29 protein-coding genes are annotated in these 26447 nt (G+C 71.2%); 9 read left to right on the forward strand and 20 right to left on the reverse strand.

What is annotated here, in order from left to right:
* Positions 1-1167 precede the first annotated feature (1167 nt).
* Both PHK61_RS30100 and PHK61_RS30105 read right to left on the reverse strand, forming a co-directional pair.
* The gene (locus PHK61_RS30100; RefSeq protein ID WP_274284720.1) at positions 1168-1341 is read right to left on the reverse strand and encodes an RGCVC family protein; all 174 of its coding nucleotides are present in this window, start codon (positions 1339-1341) and stop codon (positions 1168-1170) included.
* Positions 1342-1390: 49 nt separating this feature from the next.
* A complete protein-coding gene (locus PHK61_RS30105; RefSeq protein ID WP_274284721.1) occupies positions 1391-1933 on the reverse strand; it encodes a DUF5994 family protein in 543 nt (180 codons plus the stop codon).
* Positions 1934-2141: 208 nt separating this feature from the next.
* On the opposite strand from PHK61_RS30105, the gene PHK61_RS30110 reads away from it, so the two are divergent.
* The 4 genes from PHK61_RS30110 to PHK61_RS30125 all read left to right on the forward strand — a co-directional run bounded on the left by PHK61_RS30110 (position 2142) and on the right by PHK61_RS30125 (position 8043).
* The gene (locus tag PHK61_RS30110; RefSeq protein ID WP_274284722.1) at positions 2142-3554 is read left to right on the forward strand and encodes a wax ester/triacylglycerol synthase domain-containing protein; all 1413 of its coding nucleotides are present in this window, start codon (positions 2142-2144) and stop codon (positions 3552-3554) included.
* Between the two features lie 266 nt (positions 3555-3820).
* Positions 3821-4561: a hypothetical protein gene (locus tag PHK61_RS30115; RefSeq protein WP_274284723.1), complete on the forward strand. Its 741-nt coding sequence runs from the start codon at positions 3821-3823 to the stop codon at positions 4559-4561.
* Between the two features lie 1188 nt (positions 4562-5749).
* Entirely contained in the window at positions 5750-6469 is a 720-nt protein-coding gene (locus tag PHK61_RS30120) for a DUF4386 family protein (protein ID WP_274284724.1), read from the forward strand.
* Positions 6470-6915: 446 nt separating this feature from the next.
* Positions 6916-8043 (forward strand): phenylacetate--CoA ligase family protein, encoded by a 1128-nt coding sequence (locus PHK61_RS30125; protein ID WP_274284725.1) that lies wholly within the window; start codon positions 6916-6918, stop codon positions 8041-8043.
* Here the strand turns inward: PHK61_RS30125 and PHK61_RS30130 are convergent.
* Positions 8040-8303: an SHOCT domain-containing protein gene (locus PHK61_RS30130; protein ID WP_274284726.1), complete on the reverse strand. Its 264-nt coding sequence runs from the start codon at positions 8301-8303 to the stop codon at positions 8040-8042. The two genes, PHK61_RS30125 and PHK61_RS30130, sit on opposite strands and share 4 nt — an antisense overlap.
* Positions 8304-8745: 442 nt before the next feature.
* On the opposite strand from PHK61_RS30130, the gene PHK61_RS30135 reads away from it, so the two are divergent.
* Entirely contained in the window at positions 8746-9150 is a 405-nt protein-coding gene (locus PHK61_RS30135) for a DUF302 domain-containing protein (RefSeq protein WP_274284727.1), read from the forward strand.
* Between the two features lie 22 nt (positions 9151-9172).
* Here PHK61_RS30135 and PHK61_RS30140 read toward each other — a convergent pair whose 3' ends face one another.
* Positions 9173-9616: a hypothetical protein gene (locus PHK61_RS30140; protein ID WP_274284728.1), complete on the reverse strand. Its 444-nt coding sequence runs from the start codon at positions 9614-9616 to the stop codon at positions 9173-9175.
* A 62-nt stretch (positions 9617-9678) separates the two neighbouring features.
* The gene (locus PHK61_RS30145) at positions 9679-9909 is read right to left on the reverse strand and encodes a hypothetical protein (RefSeq protein WP_274284729.1); all 231 of its coding nucleotides are present in this window, start codon (positions 9907-9909) and stop codon (positions 9679-9681) included.
* Positions 9910-9991: 82 nt separating this feature from the next.
* Between PHK61_RS30145 and PHK61_RS30150 the strand changes: the two genes are divergently transcribed.
* Positions 9992-10600: a TetR/AcrR family transcriptional regulator gene (locus tag PHK61_RS30150; protein ID WP_274284730.1), complete on the forward strand. Its 609-nt coding sequence runs from the start codon at positions 9992-9994 to the stop codon at positions 10598-10600.
* Between the two features lie 140 nt (positions 10601-10740).
* On the opposite strand, the gene PHK61_RS30155 is transcribed toward PHK61_RS30150, so the two are convergent.
* From PHK61_RS30155 to PHK61_RS30225, 15 genes are all read right to left on the reverse strand, one after another.
* On the reverse strand, positions 10741-12234 hold the full coding sequence (locus tag PHK61_RS30155; RefSeq protein WP_274284731.1) for a multicopper oxidase family protein: 1494 nt from the start codon (positions 12232-12234) through the stop codon (positions 10741-10743).
* Entirely contained in the window at positions 12231-12428 is a 198-nt protein-coding gene (locus PHK61_RS30160) for an SHOCT domain-containing protein (protein WP_274284732.1), read from the reverse strand. Before PHK61_RS30160 ends, PHK61_RS30155 begins: the two co-directional genes overlap by 4 nt.
* Positions 12429-12488: 60 nt before the next feature.
* Positions 12489-12809: a rhodanese-like domain-containing protein gene (locus tag PHK61_RS30165; protein ID WP_274284733.1), complete on the reverse strand. Its 321-nt coding sequence runs from the start codon at positions 12807-12809 to the stop codon at positions 12489-12491.
* A gap of 22 nt (positions 12810-12831) precedes the next feature.
* Entirely contained in the window at positions 12832-13617 is a 786-nt protein-coding gene (locus PHK61_RS30170; protein WP_274284734.1) for a sulfite exporter TauE/SafE family protein, read from the reverse strand.
* 3 nt (positions 13618-13620) lie between these two features.
* Positions 13621-14250, reverse strand: a complete 630-nt coding sequence (locus PHK61_RS30175) for a rhodanese-like domain-containing protein (RefSeq protein WP_274284735.1) — start codon at positions 14248-14250, stop codon at positions 13621-13623.
* A gap of 128 nt (positions 14251-14378) precedes the next feature.
* Positions 14379-15776, reverse strand: a complete 1398-nt coding sequence (locus PHK61_RS30180) for an MBL fold metallo-hydrolase (protein WP_274284736.1) — start codon at positions 15774-15776, stop codon at positions 14379-14381.
* Between the two features lie 133 nt (positions 15777-15909).
* Positions 15910-16176 (reverse strand): metal-sensitive transcriptional regulator, encoded by a 267-nt coding sequence (locus tag PHK61_RS30185; RefSeq protein ID WP_274284737.1) that lies wholly within the window; start codon positions 16174-16176, stop codon positions 15910-15912.
* A gap of 175 nt (positions 16177-16351) precedes the next feature.
* Positions 16352-17749 carry an NADH-quinone oxidoreductase subunit N gene (locus PHK61_RS30190; protein ID WP_274284752.1) on the reverse strand — a complete coding sequence of 466 codons (1398 nt, stop codon included), beginning with the start codon at positions 17747-17749 and terminating at the stop codon, positions 16352-16354.
* 49 nt (positions 17750-17798) lie between these two features.
* The gene (locus PHK61_RS30195; protein ID WP_274284738.1) at positions 17799-19304 is read right to left on the reverse strand and encodes a complex I subunit 4 family protein; all 1506 of its coding nucleotides are present in this window, start codon (positions 19302-19304) and stop codon (positions 17799-17801) included.
* A 1-nt stretch (position 19305) separates the two neighbouring features.
* Positions 19306-21120: a proton-conducting transporter transmembrane domain-containing protein gene (locus PHK61_RS30200; RefSeq protein WP_274284739.1), complete on the reverse strand. Its 1815-nt coding sequence runs from the start codon at positions 21118-21120 to the stop codon at positions 19306-19308.
* A gap of 2 nt (positions 21121-21122) precedes the next feature.
* On the reverse strand, positions 21123-21428 hold the full coding sequence (locus tag PHK61_RS30205; protein WP_274284740.1) for an NADH-quinone oxidoreductase subunit NuoK: 306 nt from the start codon (positions 21426-21428) through the stop codon (positions 21123-21125).
* Positions 21425-21985: an NADH-quinone oxidoreductase subunit J gene (locus PHK61_RS30210; RefSeq protein WP_274284741.1), complete on the reverse strand. Its 561-nt coding sequence runs from the start codon at positions 21983-21985 to the stop codon at positions 21425-21427. Before PHK61_RS30210 ends, PHK61_RS30205 begins: the two co-directional genes overlap by 4 nt.
* On the reverse strand, positions 21982-22926 hold the full coding sequence (locus PHK61_RS30215; protein ID WP_274284742.1) for an NADH-quinone oxidoreductase subunit H: 945 nt from the start codon (positions 22924-22926) through the stop codon (positions 21982-21984). The genes PHK61_RS30210 and PHK61_RS30215 overlap by 4 nt, the downstream gene beginning before the upstream one ends.
* Positions 22923-23864 carry a hypothetical protein gene (locus tag PHK61_RS30220; RefSeq protein WP_274284743.1) on the reverse strand — a complete coding sequence of 314 codons (942 nt, stop codon included), beginning with the start codon at positions 23862-23864 and terminating at the stop codon, positions 22923-22925. Before PHK61_RS30220 ends, PHK61_RS30215 begins: the two co-directional genes overlap by 4 nt.
* A 149-nt stretch (positions 23865-24013) precedes the next feature.
* The gene (locus PHK61_RS30225) at positions 24014-24364 is read right to left on the reverse strand and encodes an NADH-quinone oxidoreductase subunit A (RefSeq protein WP_274284753.1); all 351 of its coding nucleotides are present in this window, start codon (positions 24362-24364) and stop codon (positions 24014-24016) included.
* Between the two features lie 243 nt (positions 24365-24607).
* Between PHK61_RS30225 and PHK61_RS30230 the strand changes: the two genes are divergently transcribed.
* From PHK61_RS30230 to PHK61_RS30240, 3 genes are all read left to right on the forward strand, one after another.
* Positions 24608-24889, forward strand: a complete 282-nt coding sequence (locus tag PHK61_RS30230) for a metal-sensitive transcriptional regulator (protein ID WP_274284744.1) — start codon at positions 24608-24610, stop codon at positions 24887-24889.
* A 132-nt stretch (positions 24890-25021) separates the two neighbouring features.
* Positions 25022-25246 carry a heavy-metal-associated domain-containing protein gene (locus tag PHK61_RS30235; RefSeq protein WP_274284745.1) on the forward strand — a complete coding sequence of 75 codons (225 nt, stop codon included), beginning with the start codon at positions 25022-25024 and terminating at the stop codon, positions 25244-25246.
* A complete protein-coding gene (locus PHK61_RS30240; RefSeq protein ID WP_274284746.1) occupies positions 25243-26304 on the forward strand; it encodes a hypothetical protein in 1062 nt (353 codons plus the stop codon). Before PHK61_RS30235 ends, PHK61_RS30240 begins: the two co-directional genes overlap by 4 nt.
* The last annotated feature ends 143 nt before the right edge of the window (positions 26305-26447 follow it).

Raw genomic sequence — 26447 nt, forward strand, 5'->3', positions numbered from 1 at the left:
GCTCGCCAGCCTCGTGCTCTGGTCCCGGTCGTGATCCAAGAGACACGCCCTAGTCAGCACGAGGTCACGATCACGCCTCACCGGGTCCGCGGGATAGCCTCGTGCGCCTACGAGGAGGGTGAGTCGCCGGCCTGGGCGGCGAACCCCGAACGCGTCTCTTCGACGCCGACGAAGTCCTTGCGCCGGATGTCGGACGATCTTGGGCGTGCAGGCCTCCTGCCAGCGGGGGCAGCGTCTGCCGGGGCCCCTGATCGTGGTCCTGTTCTGTGGTGGTTCCCGCGGCCCGTGCGCTACGACCACGGACGGCCACGGCCACAGTCCGGCCCTGGATCCAGCGTCAGGCCTGGGCCTGTGAAGGCGGTGCAGGTTCCGCGTCCCGGCGGAGAAGGGCGCGTCGCAGCGCGGCGTGCCCGCCGCGAGCTCGGACGAGGGTGCACATGAACCACGGGACCGCCGAGAGCGCTCGTAGCCAGCCAAGCGCTCCGCGCCCGGTCAGCGGCCGTCACGTCGACCGCTGTGATGGCCACCGTACGGACCCTGGACGATCCGCGCGGGTCCGTTCCGGGCCTCGGGGTCCACTCGCGCCGTTCGCGTCCGCGGCGATTCCGTTGCCGCGGGGTCCTCGGGGGCGCGTCGTCGGCCTGGCGACACCACGAGCGCACCGTGTCCGGGATGATCCCCAGCTGCGGGCGATCCGCTTGCAGGCCTCGTTGAGGACAGACCCGGCTCCTGCGCCCGGGCCTCGCGCACCATCCGCTTGGCCCTCCGACGCATCTCCTCGCTGAACTCGCTTCAACGCGAGCCGGCCAACGGACTGCCGCGGCTTGCGAGTCCCTTCGGCTGGTGCGGTGCCGACGCTCCCGCCGTCGCATGACCTCGAGGTCACTCACCGGATCAGGACGTGGTGAGCATCGCTGGCTGCAGGTCAGCCCGGGTGTAGTCCTGGCATTGTCGAGGCCGACGAGCAGTCGAGGTACCGGTCTCAGCGCAAGCACATGGTGGTGTTCGAGTCGCCGGCCTCCATGCTGCTGCTCGCCGCGGCGCCCCGGCGGACCCTTGCTGTCAGAGAGGGGCGGCCGCGGCGTGAGCGGCTGCCTGGTCCTGCTCTCCGGCGGACCGCTCGGAGAGGGGTGGCTCGCGGGCGGACTCTCCGCCAACCCGACCGATCTATGTCCGGCAGATGCAGCCGCGCGCCAGTGCCGATGCGACGGTTGCCGAGCAGAATCGGGCGCCGAGGGCATCGTGTGCCGCCCAGGGATGGGGACAGACTGCGCAGGTCGCGGAGGCGGAGTGTCGCGGCGCCACCCGATCCTCGGTCGCGTTCGGGTCGGAGGCGGTCATCTCACGACCTCACGACCTCACGACCTCACGACCTCACGACCTCACGACCTCACGACCTCGCGAACTGCGGCGGCGGCACCGGCCGGTCGGGCGTCGGGCTCGGCTCGTCGGGGTCGTCCGGGTGCCCGAGCAGCGCGGCCGGTAGCTCGGTGTTGTCGACGGTGCTCGCCCGTCGCATGACGGCCGTGGCCTGGGCAGGCGGTGTCTCCGGGGGAACGACCAGCAGCACGATCGGCGTGTGCGCTGTCGAACGGCTGGTCACCCAGACGATGTCGGCGCCGAAGTCCGCGAACCCGTCGAACGCCACCCGGCCGGTCGGGGTGACGAGCCGCTGCCGTCCGGTGGGATGCCACTGCGCGGCGCCGAAACCGATGCGCGCGGTCGGTCCGACCCGGGGACCCAGTTGTGCGCTGACCGCGGCCAGGAGTGCGGGCAACTCCACCCGAAGGTCCCGCGATCGCGGCCACCAGCCGCCGTCGACGTGGCCCGTGCGTTTCAGGTTCGGTTTGAGCTCGAGCCGGACGCCGCCGTCGGCGTCGCTGCCGTGCTCGGCGAGCGAAGCAGGATCGTGATTGTCTCGTGGCTCCGACATCCGGTCGGTGCCCCCGTTCCAGGCCGCCCGGCGACCGCTATGGAGAGCGTCGAGGAGGCCGGCGATGATCGCTCTCGGCGTGAAGCTCCTCGATGGCACACAGTACCCCGGGTTGATGGGACACGACGTCCGCACGGTGACCGGAGAGGGGTGCGGCCGTGGGGCCTACGCTGGTCCGGCCTGTGGCGGGCGGGCCCGGAGGAACGGCATGACGAGCGGGACCGGCGGTCTGGTCAACACCGCGAGCGAGATGAACCCGCTCGAGACCATGATGTGGCGCGCCGAGGTCGATCCGCGCCTGCGGTCGCCGGTCGTCATCCTCGACGTCCTGGACGCGCCGCCGGACTGGGACCGGGTCGTCGCGTCCCACGAGTGGGCGACGCGGTTCGTGCCGCGCCTGCGCGATCGCGTCCTGGAGCCGTGGGGCGACTGGGGCACGCCGGCCTGGGTGCCCGACCCGGCGTTCGCGCTCCCGCACCACCTCGGCCGAGAGCGGGTGGCGCGACCCGGTGGGCGCCGTGAGCTCCTCGACCTCGCGGCGTCGATGGCCCTGACCCCGTTCGACCGCGAGCGCCCTCCGTGGGAGGCGAGGATCGTCACCGGGCTCGAGGACGGGCGGGCGGCGTACGTGCTCAAGGTGCACCACTCCGTCGCCGACGGCCTGGGCCTGGTGCAGATCCTGCGAATGCTGCACAGCGGGGTGCGCGAGCACACCGACCTCCCTGATCACCCCGAGCCCGACCGGTACGGCCCGTCGAGGCTGGGGCTCACCGTGACGCAGGCGGCGCGGGCCGTCGCGGGCGTGCCGACCCGGACGCTGGACCTGGTCTCCGCCGGTGCCGGCCTGCTCGGGCGGCTCGTCACGCGGCCCCTGGCGACGGTCTCCGACGGCTCGGCGTTCCTCGGGTCGGCGCTGCGGGCCGCCGTCGGGCCGGTGGTGCCCCGGTCACCGCTGCTGCGCGGCCGGAGCCTGGAGCGCCGCTTCGAGGCGCTCGAGGTGGACCTCGGCGTGCTCAAGGCGGCCGGGCGCGCGGCGGGCGGGTCGCTCAACGACGCGTACCTGGCCGCTCTGCTCGGCGGAATGCGTCGCTACCACCAGCGGTTCGGCGTGATCCCCGAGCACCTCGCCATGGGCATGTCGGTGAACACGAGGGACGCAAACGACCCCGTCGGTGGGAACCACTGGGCCGGCACGCGCTTCGCGGCGCCCCTGGGCGACGCCGACCCCGTCGCGCGCATCCTGCATGTCCGGGAGTTCGTCCAGCGGACCACCGGCGAGCGGGTGGTCGACGGCCTCGGCCTCATCGCGCCGCTGCTGGCCGTGCTGCCGCCGCCGCTGCTCGCGCTGATCCAGGGCGGGGCGACGAGCGCGAACGACCTGCAGGCCAGCAACGTCCGGGGCATGACGGGGCCCGCGTACCTGGCGGGCGCGCAGATCGTGCGCAGCTACGCGTTCGCGCTGTTGCCGGGCGGCGCGGCGATGATCACGCTGACCTCCCACGGCGACACGTGTTGTGTCGCGGTGACCCTCGACCCGGCAGCCCTCACCGACCCGGACGCGTTCCTCGAGGACCTCCGGGCCGGCTTCGACGAAGTCCTCGCCCTCGCTGCCACGCGCTGACCCGGCCCGGCCAGGGTGTCGGGCAGAGGGTGCGCGGGCCGCCCGACAACGGCACCACTCGTCGGACCGCCCTTGTGCGCGGAGGAGCACATGACACCGTCGACGGCAGCTGCGGGCATCGCCATCGACCATCAGGGCTGGCGGACTTCGGTGGTACGGCCCCCGGGGAGCATTGGGCGCCCTCAGAGAGTCGCCGGTTACTCATGCTCGGTGCTCCACGGCCACGTCGCGGCCGGCTTCCACAGTTGAACGGTCGGCGTTGAGCCGTGACCACGCCGGACGACGTCACCCGGAGATCGCACGCGAGCGCGCACTTGAGCGTCGGAGGGATCGGGGATGACCTGGCCGCAGCCTCGCTGCGCAGGTCGGCCGAGGGCCTTCTGTCCTGCGCCGTCGTGGAGCGGACTGTGGACCTGTCGGCCCTCGACGACGCCTACCACAGTTACGTCACCACGCTCGCCAGGCTGACCGCAACGGCTCGAGCCCAGAGCTGCGAGCTGTTCCTCGTCGGGCTGCACCGTCCCGCGGTGCTCGCGGCCCTCGACGAGGCGCCCCTCGACGAGCTGTTCGCCGTCTATCAGGCCGCATGCCTCCACGACACCGCCCCGACCACCACCGTCCCACCGGTTCCCGGCCGCAGCGCCGCGTCCGCGTGGATGCCCGAGCCGACGCCGATGACCCCCGTCGGCGATGGCTCAGGGCCCGGTTGCGTCCGCCGCACGTCAGGGCCGTGGCGGACGCAACCGGCTCCACGACACGCTCGCGCCGACCACGACATCGATTCTCTGATCATGAGCGAGGGAGCGGGAATGACCAGTACCGACAACACGAAGGCCACCCCACGGGTGGATCGCGACCGTCTCGTCGAACTCCATGTCCTGGCCGCCAACGGTGACACGACCGCTGCAGCTCACGCGGACAAGTGGATGGCCGACGACCCCGTGGCACGACGCATGTGGGACGGCGTGGCCCGTACCTGCGACGAACTCGGCGCGTCCTCGGCCTGAGGCGATCCCCTGATCGCCGGTCTCCCACGGATGAAGTCCCGATCGTCCCGCCGACGGTCGCACCCGTCCCGGGGCTGGACGACGCCGCTGCCGCCTCCGCAACGACGAGATCGAGACCGCCGACGATTCCGACGAGGCTGCTGACGGCTGCGCCGCCACGACCGTCGAGGACCTGGACGATGTCGACGCTTGACTGCGCGTCGTCACCGCTCGATCAGGGCGTCGACCTCGAGCGGTGGGGGTCCCTGACGACGCCACGCCCAACGCAGCGTCGCTCGCACCCCTTCACACCAGCCACGTCGGGACCGCACCAGATCGGGGCACGACTCCTCAAGCCGCTCGGCGGCGAGCCTCTCCGCCTCGATCAACTCCTCTGAGGCCATCGCTCTCCGCCGCGTTGCAGGCGCCGGCGTGGCATCGGTGAGGCCGTTCGCCAGGCGCGACGGTGCCGTCGCGAGCCACCGACACGTCATCGCGACGCCGGCCGCGTACCAGCCCCCGCCACCACGTGCCGCGCCCCTAACGGTCCCGGACGGACGCGGTTCGCCAGACGGCAACGAACTCGCGACGAGGTACACGCAAGCTGCGCACCGGCCTCTCGCGGGAGGCGCTCCGTAGCCAACTCCCCATCCATGTGCTGGAACGCCCTCGTCCAGCGGGGAGTCATCAGTCGCGTGCATCGACGTGGCGACGGATTGGAGTGGGCCCGCGAGGAGACCGTCGTCACCGTCGGTGACGCGGCCATCACGTGGTGTAGAGGCCCCGCCAGCGCCTCCCACTGTTGTCCGCTGGCGACGAAACTTCGACGACTCGGGGACTTTGCCCAGGAGTGCCGGAGTCGAGGTCGATCAGGATTCCCAGAGCCGACGTGTCCGCGGCGGGCCACTCATCGAACCTAGCTCAACCCGCCACTCACAGAAGCCGCTTGCTTACTCTTGGTTGAACGTGTCAATGGAACCGAATGGTCGAGTGCTGGAACACGACCGTCGACGCAGCTCGCGGGGCCACGGCTTCGCGACATGGGGCGGTATTGATCTCGGCTTGCTGGCTTCTTCCACTCCGTCCCGGCCGATATATTGTTGCCTCCGGCGGCTGGTGAACCACAGCAGCCCGAGGCCGGCAGCGTTACCGGTCCCTCGCCCCAGTCGCTCGAGCGTCGAACGGATCTGCGAGCAGAGGGTAGGGGAGATGAGCACTGAGAGCCGCGAAGGAGCCCGTGCCGCGAAGCCCCTGGACGATCGTGGCGTGCTGGCCCTCAGTGGCGTCCTGTTGGTGGTGGGCTTCGTAGTCAATGCGATCCAGAGAGGAATCTGGCACCCCTCGGGGGCGGAAGACGATCACGAGGCGATCTTTACCGAGTACGCGGCAAGCGAGGCCTGGGTGGCCACCCATCTTGCCGAGTTCGTGCTCGTGCTGGTGGCCTTTGCCGGACTGCTTGTGCTCTGCGGCGCCCTGCGACGAGAAGCTCCCCGCCTCGTGATGCTCGTCGGTGGCGCAATCATCGTGACGGGCGCGACCTGGGCCGTCCTCCAGGCGGTCGACGGCGTCACTCTCAAGCAGGTGGTCGACACCTGGGCCGCCGCGGCGGGGCCCGAGAGGGCGGAGCGCTTCGCCGACGCTGAGTCCGTCCGCTGGATCGAGTGGGGCGTTCAGAGCTACTTCCGACTCATGCTGGGATTGGCCCTTCTGCTTCTAGGTGTCGCCATTGTGGTGAGCCGCCTCATTCCGAGTTGGCTCGGCGCGCTCTTGGTGATCGGTGGCCTGCTCTCCTCTGTCATTGGAATCTCTGTTGGCTACGAAGGCCTGGAGAGCCCATTCCAAGACGCAGTGGGGATAGCGTTTCAACTCGTCGTCCTCGCCTTCAGCGTCGGCCTTCTAGTGATCGGCTGGAAGGCGCGGAAGGACTAGCGGTGCGGCCGTCGACCGAAGACTGGCAAGAGTCAGCGACCCGATGGTGTATGGCATCGTCCGGCTGGTGCGAGCCCAAGCTTGCCGAGGCGCGACGGTCTCAGTGATTGCTGGCCCCGAATCGACATCTTGATGGCTCCCACGTGGAGGGATCGGGGCCAATGGGTGCCAAGAGGCCGGTCCTGCCGAGGGAGGTGTCAATGACTCAAGGGTCGACCTCGCACCGAGTCCGCAACTCCACAATGGTGCTGCGGGTCCTGGCTCGTCGTCGGCGATTGCGGCAGCGGGACCACTGGAGCCGGACTGCGCTGCTTGCCCACCAATCCCGCGCACTCTCCGAGCTGCGGGCGTTCGCCGGTGATCGGTCATCGTTCTACCGGCGGTTTCACCGTGGAATGGGCGATAGGCCGCTGGGTGAACTCCCGGTACTGACCAAGGCGCTCGTCATGGAGCACTTCGACGAGGTCTGTACTCAACCCGAGGTGCGCCTCGCCGGAGTGGAGCGCTATCTCCAGGCTGCGTCGGTCGACGAGCTCCTGGGCGGCCGCTACTACGTTGCGGCCACGGCCGGCACGACGGGGCGACGGGGCGTGTTCGTGTGGAGCCCGGCGGAGTGGGTGGACGTCGTCGCCTCCTACAACCGCGCGTTCGACTGGGCGGGCTCCACTGCCGGTCTCACTCGTCGGGTGAGGACCGCGGTGGTGAGCTCGACGAACCCCTCGCACCAGTCGTCGCGGGTGGGCGCCTCGGTGCACAGCCGTTGGGTGCCGACCCTGCGCCTGGACGCCGGTGATCCGCTACCGGCGCTGGTCGATCGGCTCAACGCCTGGCGACCGGACTTGTTCATCGGTTACGCCACGATGCTGCGCCTCCTGGCCGTGGAGCAACTTGCCGGTCGCCTCACCATCGCGCCGCGGTTCGTGTTCAGCGCGTCGGAGGTGCTCACCACGTCGACCCGCTCGTTGGCCGAACGGGCCTGGGGGCGTCCACCCCACGATGTCTACGCAGCGACCGAGACATCCGGCATCGCCGCGGAGTGCGGCGAGCACCGGGGGATGCACGTGTTCGATGACCTCGTCGTGCTCGAGGTGGTCGACGACGACTACCGCCCGGTACCGCCGGGCCGGTACGGGTCGAGAGTGCTGGTCAGCGTCTTGTTCTCGCGCACGATGCCTCTGATCCGCTACGAGATGAGCGACAGCGTGCAGCTCGCCGTGGATGGCGACTGTGCGTGCGGACGGCCGTACACGCTGCTCGAGGGCATCCAGGGCCGGGTGCAGGAGACACTTCGCTTCCCGACGTCCGAGGGCGGCACCCGCGACGTGCAGCCTGTGACGTTCCACCACGTGATGGACACCGTCACGGCCGCGGGCTGGCGGATCGTCCAACAGGAAGCCGGACTCGAGGTCCTGCTCGCCCGACCCTTCGACGTCGATACCTCAACCCTGGCGGCCTCGCTGAGCGAGGTCCTCGAGGCCCAGGGCGTCGTCGCGCCCCCGGTCACGGTCCGCGCCGTGGAGACCATCCCGCACACCGCCCTGGGAAAGTCACCCCTGATCGTGCGAGCGCCCTAGGACGAGGCGCGCGGACGTATACCGGCGCTGATGACGTCCACACGACGCCGGTATTCCTCGTCGTCGATCTCCCCTCGCGCGAAGCGCTCGTCGAGGAGCTGCCGGGGCGTCGGACGGTCGGTGGTGACCGAACCCGCTCGCCCGATGTAGCGGATGAGTGCGACGATCCCGAAGATGATCAACGCCCAGAACAGCACCATGCTGACGGTCATGAGCCCGTAACCCCAGCCGTTCATGCCGGGGCCGTACCACCACATCATGTCCTCGACCTCCCTCTCAGGCCTTCGCCGGCTCCTGGCCGCTGTTGCCGCGCAGGGCCCGCGCCCACGGCCGGACGATCCCGAGCTTCGGCGAGAGTCGAGGGACCGGTCAGGGCCGGACGTCGGGCGCACGGCGAGTCGAAGGACCCGTCCGAACTGCCATCGGTCCCTGTCCGGACGAACACGCACGTGGCGACCATCGACAGCAACCCGTCACACCGACTGCGCCGGTGAGGGATGTCGTCCATGAGCACGAACGAGGTCCCGGTGCTGCTCGCCGCGTCCTCGTGTCTCCTGAGGACGAGCACGATCAACGGCTCGCACGCGGTCCCGATCGCTCCGTAGTTGCGGGTCGCCGACACCCGTCTTGGCATGGCCTGTCGTGGTCCCGACGGCCACGGGACGATGGGGACGGAGGCGGGGCTAGCGAGAAGAGGGACTCGTGTCCGAGATCGCCCACACCATCGAGGTCGACCTGGACCACGCGGCGGCGGTCGAGGCCGTCATCACTGCGCTCGCTGAGCAAGGATTCGGGGTGCTCACCACGATCGACGTCCAAGCCACCCTGCAGGCAAAGCTGGGCGAGCGCATCGACGCGTACATCATCCTGGGCGCCTGCAACCCCGCACTCGCCCATGCTGCGCTGTCGGCCAACCCGGAGGTCGGGCTCCTGCTTCCTTGCAACGTGACCGTGAGGCGGGCCGAGGGCCGCACGATCGTCCAGGCCGTCGATCCCGGTGCCCTGCTCGGTGTCGCCGCTGGCGCCGACGCCGAGCTGGGTCCGACGGCATCTGACGCCGGCACCCGTCTCCGCGCCGCGCTCGACAGCCTCACCACCACGAGGTAGGCGGCGCGCCGCCGACTCACCTTCACGACGCGCCTGTCGTGTACGCCTGTTGTAGGGCTGCGGCGAGCCGACCCCGTGGCTTGTAGACGTTGAGTACGGCGACGACGAGGAGCACGACGAGGCCGGCAGCGGGATGGAAGGTGTCACCGCCGAGCCGGAGCAGCTCGTCGGGGGTCGCGACCGCGGCGCGTCGTGCGGTCTCACTGACGTCCAACATGTGGAGCACGGTGACGACGGTGGCGAGGCTCGTCAGGACGAGGCTCAGCAGGACCCACCAGTGCTTGAACAGCCCCCACGCGCTGGTCCGTGACACCACCAGCCCGGTCGTGAGGGCCGCGACGGCCAGCGGGACGACGACCGTCCAGCCCAGGAGGTCGAGCGCTGCCCACGCACTACGGATCGCGCCGGGATCACTGGTCGAGCCGGCGACCATCCCGAGGACGAGGTAGCACGCAGCGGCACCCATCCAGCCGACCGAAGCCACGAGGTGGACCGTGAGGAGACCCAGGCGAACCCGGCGATCGACGGTCACGACGTCTCCACCCGCCTCCCGGCCAGGTCTACCCCGACGTGGTCCAGCACGGAGAAGCCGTGCAACGCCGGCCCGTGCGAGCCGCCTCCAATGATCATGTGAGCGAGCAGGGCGAGTGCGATCACCAGCGCGATCAACGCGAATACCTTGACCCAGCGAGGAATCTCCAGGCCCCGATGCTCGACGCCGGCGCGTGCTGTGTCCGGCCGTTGGTCGTCGTGGGTCATCCGCACCTCCTGTTTTCATAGACAGTCTGTCTATATTGCAACGATCTGTCTACGTAAACGTGGACGGCGGTACCGTCAGCGCGTGCCGAAGCTCTGGGACGAGACCGTCGAGTCCCACCGCCGCGCGGTGCGCGAGGCGATCGAGGACGCCGCGTGGTCGCTCGCCGAGGAGCACGGGCTTAGGGCCGTCACGATGGCCAAGGTCGCCACGGCTGCGGGGATCGCCCGAGCGACGATCTACAAGTACTTCGCCGACGTCGAGTCCATCCTCGCCGCGTGGCACGAGCGACAGATCGACGCGCACCTGGAGCACCTGACGGCGATGGCTGAGGCCGCCGGGGATCGGGAGAGCGTGCTCCGATCGGTCCTCGGTGCATACGCGGAGATTGTCGCTCGTCGGGGGCCGCATGGTCCTGAGCTCGCCGCGTCGTTGCATCGAGCGGGCGAGCACCAGGGGAGCGAGGCGCAGGTCGACGAGCTGTTGCGACGCCTTCTCGTGCCGGCCGTCGACTCGCACCAGGTACGTAACGACATGGACGTCGACGTCCTCGTCCGCTACTGCCGCCACGCATTGGGCGCGGCATCAGAACTCTCGGTGGACGGGGTCGATGGCCTCCTCGAGCTCACTCTTGCCGGGCTGAGGCCGCGCCCTGTCGGCCGAGAACCATCCGATGAGACGACCACGTCATGATCGCCGGCCTTGACCGCCATCTCGTCCGCTCGTCCGTCGGAGCTCGGAGCCGTTGGCTGTGCCGCAGGTCGGTCCTGATGGCCGTGTCCCCGTCGCTTGGATGGTCAGGCTCGGCCGGTCGCTGACACCCACCTTCAAGGTCAGCCGACGGTGATCGTGGCCATCATCCCGGCGTCCTCGTGGTCGAGGATGTGGCAGTGATAAACGCTGCGGCCAGGCAGCGCGGTGAACGGGATGCGTAGCCGGACCCAGCCGCCGGCCGGAACGAGCACCACGTCCTGCAGCGTGCCGGTGGGCGGGGAGCCGGCGCTGTCGGCGAGGAGCTCGAACGGCCAGACGTGCAGGTGGAACGGGTGGGCCATCGGGGTCGGGTTGGTGAGTGTCCATTCCTCGACGGCGCCCACGGCCACGATCTGGTCGGTCCGAGCGGGATCGAAGCTCCGACCGTCGAAGCCGAAGCTCATGCCCGGCCCCCCCGATCCCATCCCGCCGCTCATGCCGCCGCCCATACCCATGGTGAAGGTGAGCCGGCGGGCGCCGGTGGTCGCTCCGGTGACCGGGGCGGGGCCGGAGGGGAAGGTGGGCAGCGCGCTCGGAGTGCGGGCGGGGCCACTGGTGGCCAGCGCGGCCAGGGGCTGGGTCTCCCCGCCGACGGCGGCGCCGGCCATCATGCCCATGGCGCCGCGGGGGTCGGTGGTGGCGGCCAGCGTGAACGTCCCGGATCGCTCGGGGCGGACGAGGACGTCAGCGCGGTTGCCGGGGGCGAGCCGCACGGTCTCGTCGGTGGTGGCGACCGGCAGGGTGATCCCGTCGAGGGCGATGCGGGTCAGCGGATGGGCGTCGAGGCGCAGGGTCAAGGTGCGCGAGGTCGTGGCGTTGACCAGCCGCCAGCGCTGCAGATCGCCGGTGGCCGCAGGGATGACGGGTTGGTGCTGGCCGTTGAGCAGCAGCAACTCGCCTTGCCGGCCGACCATGCGCGACGTGGTGTCGGCGGTGGCGGGGCCGGCGCTGGTGAGGGTGGTGTCGGTGATGAGCAGAACCCGGTCCGCAGAGACCGCGGGCTCGTCGGAGGCGTCGACGATCAGTGCTCCGGCGAGACCGGCGAAGAGCTGGTCGGCGACGTGGCCGTGGGCGTGGGGGTGGTACCAGAACGTCCCGGCGGGGTGCGCGGTCGGGATGGCAATGCGGTAGTCGAACACCTGCCCGGGCGCGATGTGGATGAACGGGTTGTCGGAGTTGCCCTCGGCGGAGACCCGCAGGCCGTGGGTGTGCAGGTTGGTGGGTTGGTCGAGTCCGTTGCGCAGCCGCACGGCGAGCTCGTCGCCGGGGCGGACCCGCAGGGTGGGGCCCGGGCTAGAGCCGTTGTAGCCCCAGGCCGTCGCGGGGTATCCGGCTAGTGATGCGCCCGGTGCAGCGGTCAGTTCGACGGCGAGCCGACCGCGGCTGCTGGTGAGATCGGCCGGGGTGCGCAGGGACTCACCGGTGGGCGGGATGGGCCCCGTCGGCCTGGCGAGGGGCGTGCCGCTGGTCGCCCAGCCCGTCACGCCGGCGGTGACGGCGACGGCGCCCACACCGATCAGCCCCAGCGCTTGCCGGCGGCTGACCGTCGGCCCGGGACGCGCCCGCTCGGTCATCGCAGCTCGTCCCGGCGGTGCCGGTACTCGATGTCGTCGATCTCGCCGCGCACGTACCGCGCATCGAGCAGTTCGCGCGCGGTGGACGTGGGGTCGCCGGTCGAGGCGCGGCCGCGACGCACGAGGGCGACCGTGCCCACGGCGATCAGGACCAGCCCGATCACGATCAGCGTCGGCGACAGCCGCCCTAGCATCGGTAGGGAACCCATCATGAGGACTTCTCTCGTCGTCGAACGAGGCTCGGTCGACCGGCGCTAGTCGGTGAGAGTCGGCCGACCCGACTCGGCCCAGGCGCCGGTCCCGCCGGCGACTGACACGGCGTCGAGCCCGGAGGCGTTGAGCTGTTCAGCGGCGTGGATGCTGCGTCGCCCGGACTGGCAGATCGCGGCGACAGGGCCGTCGCCATGAAGCTCGCCGAGGCGACCGGGGAGCTCGTCGAGGGGGATGTTGATGGCTCCGGGGACGTGCCCGGCGGCGTACTCGTCGCGGCCGCGCACGTCGAGCAGCATCGGGGGGTGCGGGCCCTGACAAGCGGCTGCGAGCTGCTCGACGGTGATCTCGCGGATGGTGGTCATCAGTGCTCCTTCGGTGGGTGGGTCAGGTGATCAGGGTGGTGAGGGCCTGCGCGGTGACGCCGGCGGCGACGAGCAGGACGAGCACGGCGAAGCCGCGGCGCAGGACGGCGGCGGGTATGCGTCTGGCGAGTCGGCCGGCAGGCAGGGAGACGACGATGGCGGCCAGGGCGAACACGGCGATGACCGGCCAGTTCATCCCGACGGCGACGTGCCCGGAGGCGAGGTAGGGGACGAGCCCGGCCGCCGAGTTGATCACGATGATGGCCAGTGACGTCGCCACCGCGATCGGGGTCCGCAAGCCCAGGGCGATGATCAGGGCGGGCACCAGCAGGAACCCGCCGCCGACCCCGAGCAGTCCGGTCAGGAACCCGACCACCAGCCCGGTGATGATGGCGCGGGGCAGGCAGCGCCGCCAGGCGACCCCGCCGTCGGGCAGGTCGCACACCCCGCCGGTCTCGTCGGTGCTGCGCAGCATCCTCGCCGCCGCGAGGATCATGATGCCCGCGAAGATCAGCAGCAGCACGGCCTGGTCGAGGCGGTGGTTGACCACACCTCCGAGCAGCGCGGTGGGGATGCCGGCGGCGCCGACGATCGTGGCGAGCCGCCAGTTGACCTCGCGGCGGGCGCGGGGTGCGACCGCGACGGCGGAGGCGAGTCCGATGACGATCAGCGAGGCGGGGACCGCGGCGGTGAAGGGGAACCCGAGCCCGTAGACCAGGGCGGGGACGGCGAGGATGCCGCCGCCCCCGCCGACCAGGCCGAGCAGGGCACCGATCACGGCGCCGAACAGCGCGGCGAGCCCGATCATCGGTCAGCCCTTCGGTGTCCGGCGGGCCACACGGTCGAGTGCAGCGGACGCGGTGGGCTCGGCGTGTTCCCGGTTCCAGGGCAGCCGCGCGAGGGCGGCGCCCATGGCGCAGGTGTCGGTGAGCGCGGAGACGCTCAATCCGGTGCCGATCCCGGCCGCGAGCAGCCGCGTCTTCGGTGAGATGAACCGACCGGCGGCCAGGCCGGTGACGACGAGGGCGCCGGCGACGAGTCGGACCTGTCGTTCCAGGGCCCAGGCCCGTCGGCCGCGGACGATCCCGCCCCCGGCGGCGTCATAGGCGGGCATGCCCCCGGCAAGGACGCGGGCGTGGGAGAGGCCGACCGCGGCGAGGTGGCGACGGGCTTGTTCGGCCCGCACCCCGGACTGGCAGACCAGCACGACCGGATCACCGCCCTCGAGGTGGGCGGCGAGCTCCTCGGTGTGCTCGGCGAGGGTCGGCAGCGGCACGTGGTAGGAGCCGCGGATGTGGATCGCGTTGTACTCGGCGGCGCTGCGCACGTCGAGTACCAACGGGCTGGGACTCGGGCCGGCGATCAGCGTGGCGAGCGCGTCGCTGGTGATGGTGCCGTCCTCGGTGGCCGTGGGGGCGGCGGAAGTGGCGGCGGAAGTCATGCAGAGGTCCTCTCGTCACGCGGGTGGGGTGGCCCGGACCCGGGCCGGGGGAGAGGTCCGGTCCGGGCCACCCCGGCGCTCGGGCAGTCGGGGGGTGGGGACGCCCGAGCGCTGCTGGAGGGTCGGTGTCAGCCGACCGCTGCGGGTGTCTGGTCGTGGGCGATGGGCAGGCCGGCGTCGGCGGCGTTCGGCCAGTCGTCGTTGATGACGACGAGCTCACGGTCGCGGCCGGGCTCGGCGGCGAGCAGCGACGCCGCGACCGACGCGCGGTAGCCCGACCCGCAGTAGATCCACACCTCGCCGTCGGGAATCTCCTCGCGGCGGGCGAGCATCTCGTGCAGCGGGATGTGCACCGATCCGGCGACCCCGCCGCTGGCGCGCTCGTTCTCGGTGCGGGCGTCGACGACGAACACCGCGGCCGGGTCGCGGTCGAGCAGCCCGGGGAAGTCGGAGACCTGGTAGGACGCCATGGGTGCGTCGTCGGCGACGGTGTCCACCGGGCCGGTGGCGGCGCCGGCGATGCGGTCGATGCCGATGCGCACGAGCTCGCGGCGGGCGTCGGCGACCTGCTCGCTGGTCTCACCGATGAGGGTCAGCTCGGCGCCCTCGGGCAGCAGCCAGCCCAGGTAGGTCACGAAGGGCTGGGCGAGCTGGAAGGACAGCGAGCCGACCAGGTGTCCGGCGGCGAACGCGGTGCGCTCGCGCAGGTCCACCACCCACTGCCCGGCGGCGATGCCGGCCTCCAGGCGAGTGCGCAGCTCCGCGGGCTCGACCGGCTCGGGTGCCGACAGGTCGACCGGGGCCGGCCCTGCGGCGTTGGTGGGGGCCATCCGCGCGTAGTAGGCCGGGTAGGCCCCGAGGCCGGCGATCAGGGTGTCCACGAACTCCTGCTCGTCCTGGGTCAACGCCGGGTTCGCCGTGCGCTGGTCGCCGACGGTGGACGCCTCCCCCGAGGGCGGGGTGGCCGAGCAGAAGCTGCCGAAGCCGTGGGTCGGGTAGACCACCGCGTCGGCCGGGAGCTCGCCGACCAGCCGGCGCACCGAGTGGTACTGGGCGTGGGTGAGCTCGATGGTGTCGTCGGGCGAGACCAGGTCGGTGCGCCCGGTGGTGCCGTAGAGCATCGAGCCGCCGGTGAACACCGCTTGCACCGCGCCGGACTCGTCGGCCAGGGCGTAGGACAGGTGGTGGTGGGTGTGGCCCGGGGTGGCCAGGGGCCGCAGCCGCATCGACCCGATCGGGATGTCTTCGCCCTCGGTGACCGGGGTGCGCTCGAACCCGACCTGATCACGGGCGTCGACGAGGTAGGCCGCGCCGGTGCGCGCGGCGAGCTCGAGCCCGCCGGTGACGTAGTCGTTGTGGATGTGGGTCTCGGCGACGTGGGTGATCTGCACCCCGAGCTCCTCGACCAGGGCGAACACCCGGTCGATGTCGCGCTGCGGGTCGATGACCAGCGCGACCTCGCCGTCGTGGGCCAGGTAGCTGCGGTCGCCGAGGCTGGAGGTGGCGATGGTCTGCACGTCGATCATGGTGGGTTCCCTACCCGGTAGGGTATCTACCGTTGCTGGATCGGTCGTTGCCAGCGGTGGCGTCCGTCAGGTCGAACGCCCCGCCCGTCGGTCGTCCTGCTCGTCGAGCGCTAGATGACGTCTCGTGGCCTGGTCAGGCCAGGGAGAGGAAGAGCTTCTCCATCTCCGCGACGTCGACGGCGCGCTCGCCGTCGTCGTTCTCGGTCATGCAGTGCCGCAACCCGGTGGCGATGATCTTGAAGCCTGCCTTGTCGAGGGCACGGGCCGCCGCCGCGAGCTGCGTGACGACGTCCTTGCACTCGCGACCTTCCTCGATCATGCGGATGATCCCCGCGATCTGGCCCTCCACACGACGCAGGCGGGCAACCACATCAGTGAGTTCGGTGGCCTGCACCTGCATGGCGAGCTCCTCTTCCTTCGGTCCGAACCGTCGTCCTGCGTAACTGAGGGTACCCCCTGGGGTATTCCGTCGGTGCCATGACGGTCATCACGCGCGCTCTACCAATTGCAACTATCTCCTCCTGCGTAAGGAGACCCAGACGGGAGACGGACCCGCAGAGGGCTTGGTGGTGGGGTCACATGGTGGCGAAGAGCGGCAGGACCAGGCCCGCTGCAACACCGAGGAGCAGCGAGAGCGCCGAGGCGGCAACAGCTCCGTGCCGTGCTGTCCGGGACTCGTTCTCCTGTGGGGGCTCGGGTTGCTCGTCCCGGAACAGCGGGGCGATCCACCGGAGGTAGTAGAAGAGGGAGGCGACGGTGTTGACCGCGGCGAGTACCGCGAGCCATGCCATCCCGCCGTCGAAGGCCGCGGTGAAGGCGGTGAGCTTGCCGACGAACACGGCTGTGGGTGGAGTCCCCACCAGCCCGAGCAGGCTCACGACGAGGGCGATCGCGAGCAGGGGGCGTCGGCGGCCGAGCCCGCGGAACTCGTCGATGGTCCGAGCAGGATGGGCCGCGACGACCGCGAACGCGCCGATGTTCGTGAGCGCGTAGGCGGCGAGGTAGAACAGCAGCGCCGGCAATGCTTCCGGAGTACGGGCGCCCACCGCGATGATCACCAGGATGTAGCCGACCTGGGACACCGTCGAGTAGGCGAGCAGGCGGAGGACGGAGGCCTGGGCGAACGCGGCGAGGTTGCCGAGGGTCATGCTGATGGCGGCGATCACCGCGACGAGCAGGGGCCAGGGAACGATCGCTTCCGGTACGGCCAGGAGGAGCCGCCACATCGCGGCCAGGGCTCCGATCTTGGGGATCGTGGTCAGGACGGCGGCGACCGGCGGGGGCGTGCCGTCCGTGACGTCGGGGACCCAGAAGTGCGCCGGCACGGCTCCGGCCTTGAACGCCAGGCCCGCGAGCAGGGCGACGAGACCGACCGCGGCAGGTCCCGCCGCTCCCGTCACCAGGCCCTCGGCCAGGACCTCGTAGCCGGTCGTCCCGGCAGCTCCGTAGAGCAGGGTGATACCGGCGAGCATGGTGACCCCGGCGAAAGCGCCGGAGAGGTAGTACTTCAGTGCGGCCTCGGTCGTCGCTCCTGTCTTGGCCCAGCCGGCGAGGGCGTAGAGCGGGACGCTCGCGAGCAGGAAAGCGGCGAAGAGCATCAGGAGGTCCGCGGCTCCGGCCATGAGGACAGCTCCTAGGCCACCGAGCAGGACGAGCGCGGTGAACTCGCTCTCGCGCGGGTGCGCCGCCACCGCGTCGCGCGACCACCACAGGATCAGGGCGAGCGACACGAGGACGATCGCGCGGACGGCGTGAGTCGTCGTGTCGAGGACGTAGGTGTCGAAGGTCGTGCTCGGCGGCTCGCTCGCGGCGATGACAGTGGCGATGAGGCCGACGCCCACGGCGAGCAGCGCGAGGACCCGCACTCGACCCTGCCGACGACGCGGCGTCCACGCCCCGACGAGGACGGCGAGCACCGCGCCCACGAGCAGCGCCAGCTCGGGGATCACTGTCGTCGGGTCCTCGTTCATCATCACCACGGCCGCTCCCCCCGACGGAGCGCCGGCTGCGCCATCGCGGTCCTCATCGGGCCACCAGCTCGTTGACGACCCGCGACGCCGGCTCGACCAGGTCGAGGAGGAAGCGCGGCACCACCCCGATCACGGTGGCCAGCAGGAGCAGCGGGACGGTCGCCGCGAGTTCGCGAGCCCGGAGGTCGGGGAACGGACGTGGCGTGCCCGGCGCATCGGGATAGCGCAGCTCGCCGAGCAGCATGCGGGAGAGCGCCACCAGGAACAGCCCGGCCGTGATGAGGATGCCGACCACCGCGATCGCGGTAGCGACCGGTGTCGCTCCCAGCGCCCCGGTAAAGATCTGGAATTCGGCGATGAACCCGGAGAAACCGGGGAGGCCGAGGGAAGCGAACGCGGCCACCGCGAAGAGGCCGGCGAACCGCGGCGTGCGCGCCGCCAGGCCGCCGTAGGCACCCATGTCGTAGGTGCGGCCGCGCTCGTGTAGCGCGCCGGCGAGCAGGAACAGCGCTCCGGTGATCAGCCCGTGGGACACCATCTGGGTGACCGCTCCGGTGGTCGCGAGCTGCCGGGCTTGCGCATCGCTCTGGGCGACCAGGCCCGCGGCGCCGACGCCGAGCAGCACGTAGCCCATGTGGTTCACCGAGGTGTAGGCGATCATGCGCTTCAGGTCGGTCTGGGCGAGCGCGACCAACGCGCCGTAGACCACCGAGATGACACCGAGGACCACGACCACGCCGGCGAACTGCCGCCACGACGCGGGCAGCACCGGCATGGCGATGCGGACGAAGCCGTAGGTCCCCATCTTGAGCAGCACCCCCGCCAGCACCGCCGACCCCGCGGCCGGGGCCTCGGTGTGTGCCGGTGGCAGCCAGGTGTGGAACGGGACGAGCGGGGTCTTCACCGCGAGCCCGAGACCGATGGCGAGCAGTGCCGCACCGGCGACGGGACCCCCGGCGGCCAGAGGGTTCTGCGCGGCGAGGGCCGGGATGTCGAACGTGTGGGGCGTTGCGGCCAAGTAGATCAGGATGAAGCCGAGGAGCAGCGCGAGCGAACCGAGGAACGTGTAGAGGAAGAACGTCAGCGCCGCCGAGCGGGCTCGCCCACCCAGGCCCCAGCCGGCGATCACGAAGTACATGAACACGATCGACAGGTCGAAGAACAGGAAGAAGAGGATCAGGTCGAGCGCGACGAAGACGCCGACGCTCGCGGCCTGCAGGGCCAGGAACAGCATCACGTACGACTTCGGCCGCCGCTCCTCGCGCAGCGAGTAGACCGCAGCCGCGGTGAACACCACGATCGTCATCGCCACGAGCGGCAGCGAGATGCCATCGACCCCGAGGTGGTACGAGATGCCCGCGCTCGGGATCCAGGCGACGTGCTCGACGAACCCGTAGCCACTGGTGGGCAGCCCCAGCCACAGGACGACGACGAGGATGAGCTGCACCAGGCCGGTGAGCACCCACGGCACCGTGAAACGGCGCGAGCTGTTCGTGGCCGGGAGCGCGGCGAGGGCGAGCGCGACGACGACGGGCAGGAACACGACGACGGAGAGCACGTCAGCTCACCCCGATCAGGAGCACGGCGAGGGCGGCCAGCACGCCGAACCCGACGGCGGCTTGGGCGTAGTACTGGTGGAGCTGGCCCGTCTGCGGACGACGAGCGGTGCGGCCGAGGGCTCGAGCGCCGGCGGCGAGGTCGTCGACGCCCCGATCGAGACCCCGCTCGACATGTCGATCGACCGCGTGGGCGCTACGGACGGCTCCGCGTCCGATGCCGAGCACGACTCGGTGGTGGAACAAGTCATCGCCGCGGGCGAGGAGAGCGGCGAGCCGCACCGTCGGCCGGACCACGGCCGCTCGAGCGACCTGTTCCAGGTGCAGCCACGAGAGGAGCGCGGCAGGGGCCGGGAGCCGGCCGGCGACGCGCCACGTCACCCCGACGCCGATGACGGCGACCGCTCCTGAGAGGAGCAGCTCGAGAACGGTCGGCTCGGGAGCGGGCCGGAGGACGTCCGGTCCCAGGGCGAGCAGCCCGGAGACTGCCGCGGCCACCGCGAGCGCCACCGCGACGACGGCCTGGACCCGCATCCCGGCGCGCCCGACGGTGCTGTCGTCGACGGTGGCCGGCGACGGGCGCCAGACGAACCAGAGAGCCTTCGTGGCGTAGCCGGCCGCAACCAGACCGGCGGCCAGACCGACGATGTAGAGAGCGAGACCACTCGCTGCGGCGCTCGCGAGGATGGCGTCCTTGCTCACCCACAGGCCGGTCGGTGGCACGCCGGCGAGGGTCACGGCACCGACGCTGAACGCTGCGCCGAGGACGGGATGGCGACGCGCCGCACCACGGAGGCCGTCGAGCCTGCGGCTGCCGACCCGCACGAGCCACGCGCCGGCCACGAGGAAGAGCAGGCTCTTGGTCGCGGCATGCGCGACGGTCTGGAGGACCCCACCGGGAAAGGCGCCGACCCCGGCGGCCAGAACCATGAAGCCGATCTGGGCCGAGGTCGACGCGGCGAGCAGCTGCTTGAGATCGCTCTGGGCGAGCGCCACGAGGCCGAGCAGGAGGGCGGTGCCCACGCCGATCCACGCCACCAGCGGCCCGGCCCACCCGGTCGCCTGCAGGCCGGCCGTGGTCCGCAGGAGCAGGTAGGCGCCGGCGGCGACCATCGTCGCCGAGTGCAGCAGCGCCGACACCGGGCTCGGACCGTGCATAGCACCCGAGAGCCAGAAGCTGAACGGCAGTTGTGCGGACTTGCCGAGCGCGGCGATCACGATGCCCGCGACGGCGAGGTCCTGCCATCCACCCGCGACGGCGGGAAGCGCGTCGATCGAGAGGCTCGGGACGCCGCCGGCGAGGACCGCACCCGCGGCGAGGTAGAGCCCGAGGTCCGCGGCCCGCGTGGTGAGGAAGGCGGACCTTGCGCCTCCGGCCGCCGCGGGGTCGCCGGTGTGGTGGGCGATGAGCGCCCAGCTGACCGCGCCCATGACCTCCCACGCGGCGAGCAGTGGAGGGAGCGTGGTCGCGGTGACCGTGGCCAGCATGGCGCCGGCGAAGACGAGCATGAGGCCGACGAAGCGGCCCGACGCCAGGGCCGGCTCACCCGCGGCGAACGCCAGCACGGCGAGCAGCGCGACCGCGACGAGCACGACCATGACCGCCGAGAGGTCGTCCACCGCGAAGCCGGCGCCGACGCCGTCGAAGAGCGAGAGGCGACCGTGTGGGTGCCGCAGCGCGGCGCCCACCGCCAGGCTCACAGTTGCGGCCGCGATCACGAGCCCGGCGAGAACGGAGCCACGCGGAGGGCGCACCACGATGAGCGCCACCCCGCCCACGAGGGGGACGAGGAGCAGGGCGGCGAGGAGGACGCTCACGGTCAGCCCCGCAGCTCGGTGGCGTCGTCGGTCATGTCGATGCGCTTGGCGCGGTAGATCGCGGTCGTGACCGCGAAGCCGGCCGCCATCTCGATGGCCATCGCCGTGACGACGATGACGATCAGCACCTGGCCCTCCGTGCCGGAGGGTGCCAGGAAGTACCAGAACGCGGCGGCGGCGAGGATGACGCCGTTGAGCAGGAGCTCGAGGCCCATCATCACCATGACGATGGACTGCTGGGTGAGCGCCCCGAACAGACCGACCGAGACCAGCGCCGCGGCGACGACCAGGAAGGCCTGCAGGTTCATCGTCCGACACCGCCCCGGTCCCGGTCGTCGGACGCCGGCGCGTCGAGCTCGTCGCCGAGCCGGTCGTACCGACCTCGGCCGGTGGCCAGCACGACCGTGCCGACGATCGTGGCGAACAGGGTGACCCCCAGGGTCATCATCGTCAGCATCTGCCCGCTCATGAGGCTCTCACCGAGAGCCATCGTCGGGTCGGGTGCCGGCGAGCCACCTCGGACGGGCCAGTCCACGAGGAGCGCGCCCCCGGCGAGGGCGACGAAAGTGGCCGCTGCGATGACGGCGGCTCCACGGGTGTTGTGAAACATCGACATCGACATGAGCCCGGCCGGGTTCATCATGTACATGATCATGAACACGGCCATGACGACCATTTCGATCACCATCATGAGCACGATGACCAGGCCGACGTACTGCAGCCCGGTCATGAGCACGAGCCCGGCAACGGCGAGGAACGAGAGCAGCAGCAGGAAGGTCGCACGCGCCATCGAGTCGACGCGGAAGACCAGCGCGCCCGCCACGACGGCGGTCGCGGCGAGGACCACGAACAGGGCTGTCGTCATCGAAGGCCTCCTTCGCCAAGCGCGACGAGGGTCACGACGAGGGCCTGGGCGATGGTGGCCGGGGTGAGGACCACCAGAGAGAACTCGGTCCAGCGCTCCATGCGGATGGTCGGGAGCCGGTGGCGCAGGGCGACGACCGCCGCGAGTACGGCCAGGGTCTTCACCAGCACCCATGCCCACGCCGGCAGCCACGGGCCATGGCCGCCGCCGAGGAACAGCGGCACCGCCATCGCCGCTGCGGCGACCAGCAGGAGCCATCGTCCGGTCACGAAGACGAGCCGGTCGACCCCTCCGAGCTCTGCGGCAGCCCCGCCCGCGACGTCGCGACCCACGGGCGCCCCGAACGGGCCCCAGAACGCCATGGCCGCCACGCTGAGCAGGAAAGCGACGAACGCCACCGGCATGATCACGACGAACCACAGGCCCTGCTGGGCGGCGACCACGTCGGTGACACGCAGGCTCTGCGCCCCGACCGCGGCCGTGATGAGGGCGAACATGTGGGGGAGCTCCCAGGCCAGGCCCTGAGCCACGAACCGGTAGCCGCCGATCAGCGACAGCGTGCTGTTCGAACCCCACCCGACCAGCCACACCGCGGCCCACGCGAAGACCTCCATCGCGTTGAACCACACGATCCCGACGCCGAGGTCCGCCACGGGGCGCAGCCCGAGCGGGAGGACCACCGCGGCCAACAGCGCGGCGAGCGGGAGGACCGCACCACCGATGCCGCGCAGCAGCTCGTCGCCACCCACGGCGCGGCGGCGTTGCCCCACGAGCAGCCGGAGGGCCTCGCGTGCGGGCGTCAGCGCGGCCACGGTCCACGGCACGGGGCGTCCCCCCGCTCGTCCGGCGGCGAGCACGTCAGCGGCGACGACCGCCCAGGTGACGGCGAGCAGGAGGACCGGCAGGAGGACCGCCCAGCCGAGCGGCAGCACGGCACTCATGACGCACCGCCCCGATCCGCTGGGCGCGTCAGAGTGGGCTGGGGCTGCGGGTCCGCCACGGCGACGATCAATCTCGCCGCAGCGAACTCGGCGCCGACCAGCCGGGAATCGAGCGCGGGGAGGTCGACAGCGACCGGTGCCGCCCCGCCGGCTCCGGCGACGGCACACCTGGCCGAGAGCAGCTTGTCGTGGAGGGTCTCGAGGACCTCGCTGCGTCCGGCCTCCGCGGACCGGAGCATCCAGCGCAGGAGTCGAGACCGCCGGACCCGACGACGCAGGTCGTCGACCTCCTCGAGGACACGCGAGCCGTCGACCCGGTCGAAGAGGAGGGCGTCTCGCAGTCCGCGGGCTCGCGCGGCCGGGCCGTCCCAGCCCACGAGAGCGAGGACGCGTGCCGCAGAGTCGAGAGCTCGGGCGGCATCGGGCAGGCACTCCGGCGCATCGCGGTCGTCGAGGTCGAGGTCGAGGAAGCGTGAGCGTGCCTCCTGGATGACGTCGCCCTGCAGGACGACGTCGACGACCAGCCCGCTCGGCCACTCGGGCAGCACCGGACCGAGTGCAACGTGCAGCTGGTCGAGGACGAGCCCATCGCGGTCCTCGCCCAGGTCCGCCATCGCCAGCCCCCCGGGCAGCTCCATGCCGCCTTCTTGGTGGTGATGGCTCCCGCTGTGCTCGTCGTGCCCGGTCTGCTCGTCGTGCCCGTCGGCGTGCTGGTCCTGCTCGCCGGGGGAGGTGTCGGTGTGCGCTGTCGGCAACCCGTCGCGGAGAGCGAGGGCATGTTGGGCCGTGAGGTCTGACAGCGTGCGGACCGCGGCCTCGAGCGCCGAGGCGATCTCGTCCTCGCCCGTGATCTGGGCTCGACTTCGAGGGACGGGTACGGCAGCCCACACGCCGTCGATGACGGGGTCGAGCTCCGGGCCCGGTCGTCCGACGACCACCAAGACGTCCGCGTCAGCCGGCGCTGTCGCCACCGGCCACCGCCGACGCGCGATTTCCTGCTCGACGCGTGCCCGGAGCCGGTCTGTTCCCACCCCGCCGACGACCAGCACGTGGGGTCGAGCGGCGGCCGCTCGCAGGAGCGCGTTCCTCAGGTCCATCGGAGCGCACCTTCGCGCCATGCGTACAGCACGCCTGCCATCAGCAGGGCGAGGAAGCCGAACATCTCGACCACCGACGCCGGTCCCATCTGGACGACGACCAGGGTCCACGGGTACATGAAGATCATTTCCATGTCGAAGGCCAGGAACACCATGGTCACGACGTACCAGCGGACGTGGAATCGGGAGACGGGGTGCTCGAGCGGCGGCAGTCCGCCGGCATGGGGCAACACGCCCTCCACCGGGGGCGCCACGGCGACACCCCGCGCGAGCGCCCTCAGGACGACGACCAGGAGCACCCCCGCGCCGAGCACCACGAGGGCCGGAGTCAGTTGGCCCATCACTTCCACCTCCCGCACGGCTCCCGAGACAGTTCTCCGATACCCCCAGGGGGTATTCTTCTGCACGGCAAGGTACGAGGTAGGGGTATTCCTCGCAAGGGGGCGACCTCGTCCAGTTTCGCCACGTTGACGCGATGACCAGCGGAGAGAGCGGCTGGGCGGCAAGTCGCCAGCGCGGCACGACACTGGGCTTGACAAAATACCCCCGGGGGGTATGATCGTGGTGTCGAGAGGAGCCGAGCGATGAACGGCTATGCGGGAGAGAAGGACGCGTACCTCGCGCGGCTGCGCAGGATCGAGGGCCAGGTCCGCGGGATCGCGAAGATGGTCGACGACGACAAGTACTGCATCGACATCTTGACCCAGGTCTCGGCCGCGACGCGGGCGCTCGAGAACGTCGCTCTCGGCCTGCTCGACGACCACCTCGGGCACTGCGTGGCCGAGGCGGCCGCGGAAGGCGGGGACGTGGCCGACGAGAAGATCGCCGAGGCCAGCGCGGCGATCGCTCGGCTCGTCAAGTCCTGACCTCGAGCGCGAGCGCCACCGCAGTTCACGGGGCCTCGAAATCCCGTTCCCCACGGCGGCCCGGTCCGGTCGCCGACGACGACAAGACCAGCCGGCCCTCCCCGAGCGGCCGATGAGAACGGAGATGACCTCGTGAGCCAGACCAGCACCTACACCGTCAGCGGCATGACCTGCGCCCACTGCGTGGCCTCGGTGCAGGAGGAGGTCACCGAGGTGGCAGGCATCTCGGACGTCGACGTCGACCTTGCCAGCGGCCGTCTCGTCGTGACCGCGGTCGGCCCGATCGACGACGACGCGATCCAGGCCGCCGTCGAGGAAGCCGGGTACCAGCTCGAAGGAACGGGAAGCACGCCATGACCACGACGAGCCCTGAGCGCTCCCCGACGCCCTCTGCCCCCGACCCGCGCGCCAACGAGGCGTTCGGGCAGCCCTCGACGTGGCGGTCACGGTTCGATCGCCCCCTCGTCCGGCTCGGCGGCTTCGCGTTCGCACTCGTGCTCGCCCTCGTCGTGGGCGGCAGTGTCGGTGCGGTGGTCACGCCGACCCCCGTGCCCGCCCCTGCGTCCCCGCCAAGGACGCCCGGGTCCACGGGGGCCCAGCCCCTTCCCGCCGGTGGCGCTCCCGGTGCGGCTGCGGACGTCAGCGGGCTGGCCGTCTCCCAGGACGGCTACACCCTCGACGTCAGCGCCACACCCGCACCGGCCGGCAGCCCCGGCGAGCTGGCGTTCCGCATCCTCGGCCCGGGCGGTACCCCGGTCACGGCCTTCACCCCGACCCACGACAAGCCGCTGCACCTGATCGTGGTGCGGCGCGACCAGTCCGGCTTCCAACATCTCCACCCGGTCATGGACCCGGACGGGACCTGGCGCACCACCACGAGCCTCGCGCCCGGCGATCACCGCGTCTTCGCCGACTTCGCCCCCGATGGCCGCAGTGAGGCGATGACCCTCGGGCGGGACATCGCGGTCGCGGGTGCCTACAACCCGATTCCCCTGCCGCCCCCGTCCACCGTCGCCACGACATCGGACGGCTACACGGTCACCCTGACCGGCGCCCTCGTCCCCGGCACCGCGAGCCCGGTGACCTTGTCGGTGTCGCGCGACGGAGTACCCGTGACGGACCTGCAGCCCTACCTCGCGGCGTACGGCCACCTCGTCGTCCTCCGCACCGGCGACCTCGCCTACCTGCACGTGCACCCCACCGGAACCCCCGGGGACGGGCGCACCGCGGCGGGCCCGGCCATCGAGTTCATGGCCGAGGTGCCCTCCGCCGGTTCCTACCGGCTCTACCTCGACTTCGCCCACCAGGGCGTGGTCCGCACCGCCGAGTTCACCGTCGTCGCTGCCGCTGCCTCCGGGACGCCGGCCGGTCCGCCGAGCGATCACGGCGAGTCGAGCGCACCCCATGGCCACTGACAACCCTCCGGCCACCGGCGAGAGCGGCCTCTCTGCTGCCGCCCAGGAAGGACACGCGGGATGAGCACCGTCACCGAGAACGCCGGCGCGGTCACCCCGGACGCGTCGCCCGATCAGCGCGGCGTCACTGTGCACGAGGTCGA

The sequence above is a fragment of the Actinomycetospora lutea genome (assembly GCF_028737205.1).
Taxonomy (GTDB): Bacteria; Actinomycetota; Actinomycetes; order Mycobacteriales; family Pseudonocardiaceae; genus Actinomycetospora; species Actinomycetospora lutea.

Coding starts and splice junctions, on each gene's coding strand:
- PHK61_RS30100 (WP_274284720.1), bottom strand. CDS start 1,341: ATGACCGCCTCCGACCCGAACGCGACCGAGGATCGGGTGGCGCCGCGA.
- PHK61_RS30240 (WP_274284746.1), top strand. CDS start 25,243: ATGACCACGACGAGCCCTGAGCGCTCCCCGACGCCCTCTGCCCCCGAC.
- PHK61_RS30180 (WP_274284736.1), bottom strand. CDS start 15,776: ATGATCGACGTGCAGACCATCGCCACCTCCAGCCTCGGCGACCGCAGC.
- PHK61_RS30140 (WP_274284728.1), bottom strand. CDS start 9,616: ATGGGTGCCGCTGCGTGCTACCTCGTCCTCGGGATGGTCGCCGGCTCG.
- PHK61_RS30155 (WP_274284731.1), bottom strand. CDS start 12,234: ATGACCGAGCGGGCGCGTCCCGGGCCGACGGTCAGCCGCCGGCAAGCG.
- PHK61_RS30125 (WP_274284725.1), top strand. CDS start 6,916: ATGGAGCACTTCGACGAGGTCTGTACTCAACCCGAGGTGCGCCTCGCC.
- PHK61_RS30205 (WP_274284740.1), bottom strand. CDS start 21,428: ATGAACCTGCAGGCCTTCCTGGTCGTCGCCGCGGCGCTGGTCTCGGTC.
- PHK61_RS30160 (WP_274284732.1), bottom strand. CDS start 12,428: ATGCTAGGGCGGCTGTCGCCGACGCTGATCGTGATCGGGCTGGTCCTG.
- PHK61_RS30165 (WP_274284733.1), bottom strand. CDS start 12,809: ATGACCACCATCCGCGAGATCACCGTCGAGCAGCTCGCAGCCGCTTGT.
- PHK61_RS30175 (WP_274284735.1), bottom strand. CDS start 14,250: ATGACTTCCGCCGCCACTTCCGCCGCCCCCACGGCCACCGAGGACGGC.
- PHK61_RS30225 (WP_274284753.1), bottom strand. CDS start 24,364: ATGGGCCAACTGACTCCGGCCCTCGTGGTGCTCGGCGCGGGGGTGCTC.
- PHK61_RS30120 (WP_274284724.1), top strand. CDS start 5,750: ATGAGCACTGAGAGCCGCGAAGGAGCCCGTGCCGCGAAGCCCCTGGAC.
- PHK61_RS30170 (WP_274284734.1), bottom strand. CDS start 13,617: ATGATCGGGCTCGCCGCGCTGTTCGGCGCCGTGATCGGTGCCCTGCTC.
- PHK61_RS30130 (WP_274284726.1), bottom strand. CDS start 8,303: ATGATGTGGTGGTACGGCCCCGGCATGAACGGCTGGGGTTACGGGCTC.
- PHK61_RS30210 (WP_274284741.1), bottom strand. CDS start 21,985: ATGACGACAGCCCTGTTCGTGGTCCTCGCCGCGACCGCCGTCGTGGCG.
- PHK61_RS30215 (WP_274284742.1), bottom strand. CDS start 22,926: ATGAGTGCCGTGCTGCCGCTCGGCTGGGCGGTCCTCCTGCCGGTCCTC.
- PHK61_RS30185 (WP_274284737.1), bottom strand. CDS start 16,176: ATGCAGGTGCAGGCCACCGAACTCACTGATGTGGTTGCCCGCCTGCGT.
- PHK61_RS30230 (WP_274284744.1), top strand. CDS start 24,608: ATGAACGGCTATGCGGGAGAGAAGGACGCGTACCTCGCGCGGCTGCGC.
- PHK61_RS30105 (WP_274284721.1), bottom strand. CDS start 1,933: ATGTCGGAGCCACGAGACAATCACGATCCTGCTTCGCTCGCCGAGCAC.
- PHK61_RS30190 (WP_274284752.1), bottom strand. CDS start 17,749: ATGATGAACGAGGACCCGACGACAGTGATCCCCGAGCTGGCGCTGCTC.
- PHK61_RS30110 (WP_274284722.1), top strand. CDS start 2,142: ATGACGAGCGGGACCGGCGGTCTGGTCAACACCGCGAGCGAGATGAAC.
- PHK61_RS30145 (WP_274284729.1), bottom strand. CDS start 9,909: ATGACCCACGACGACCAACGGCCGGACACAGCACGCGCCGGCGTCGAG.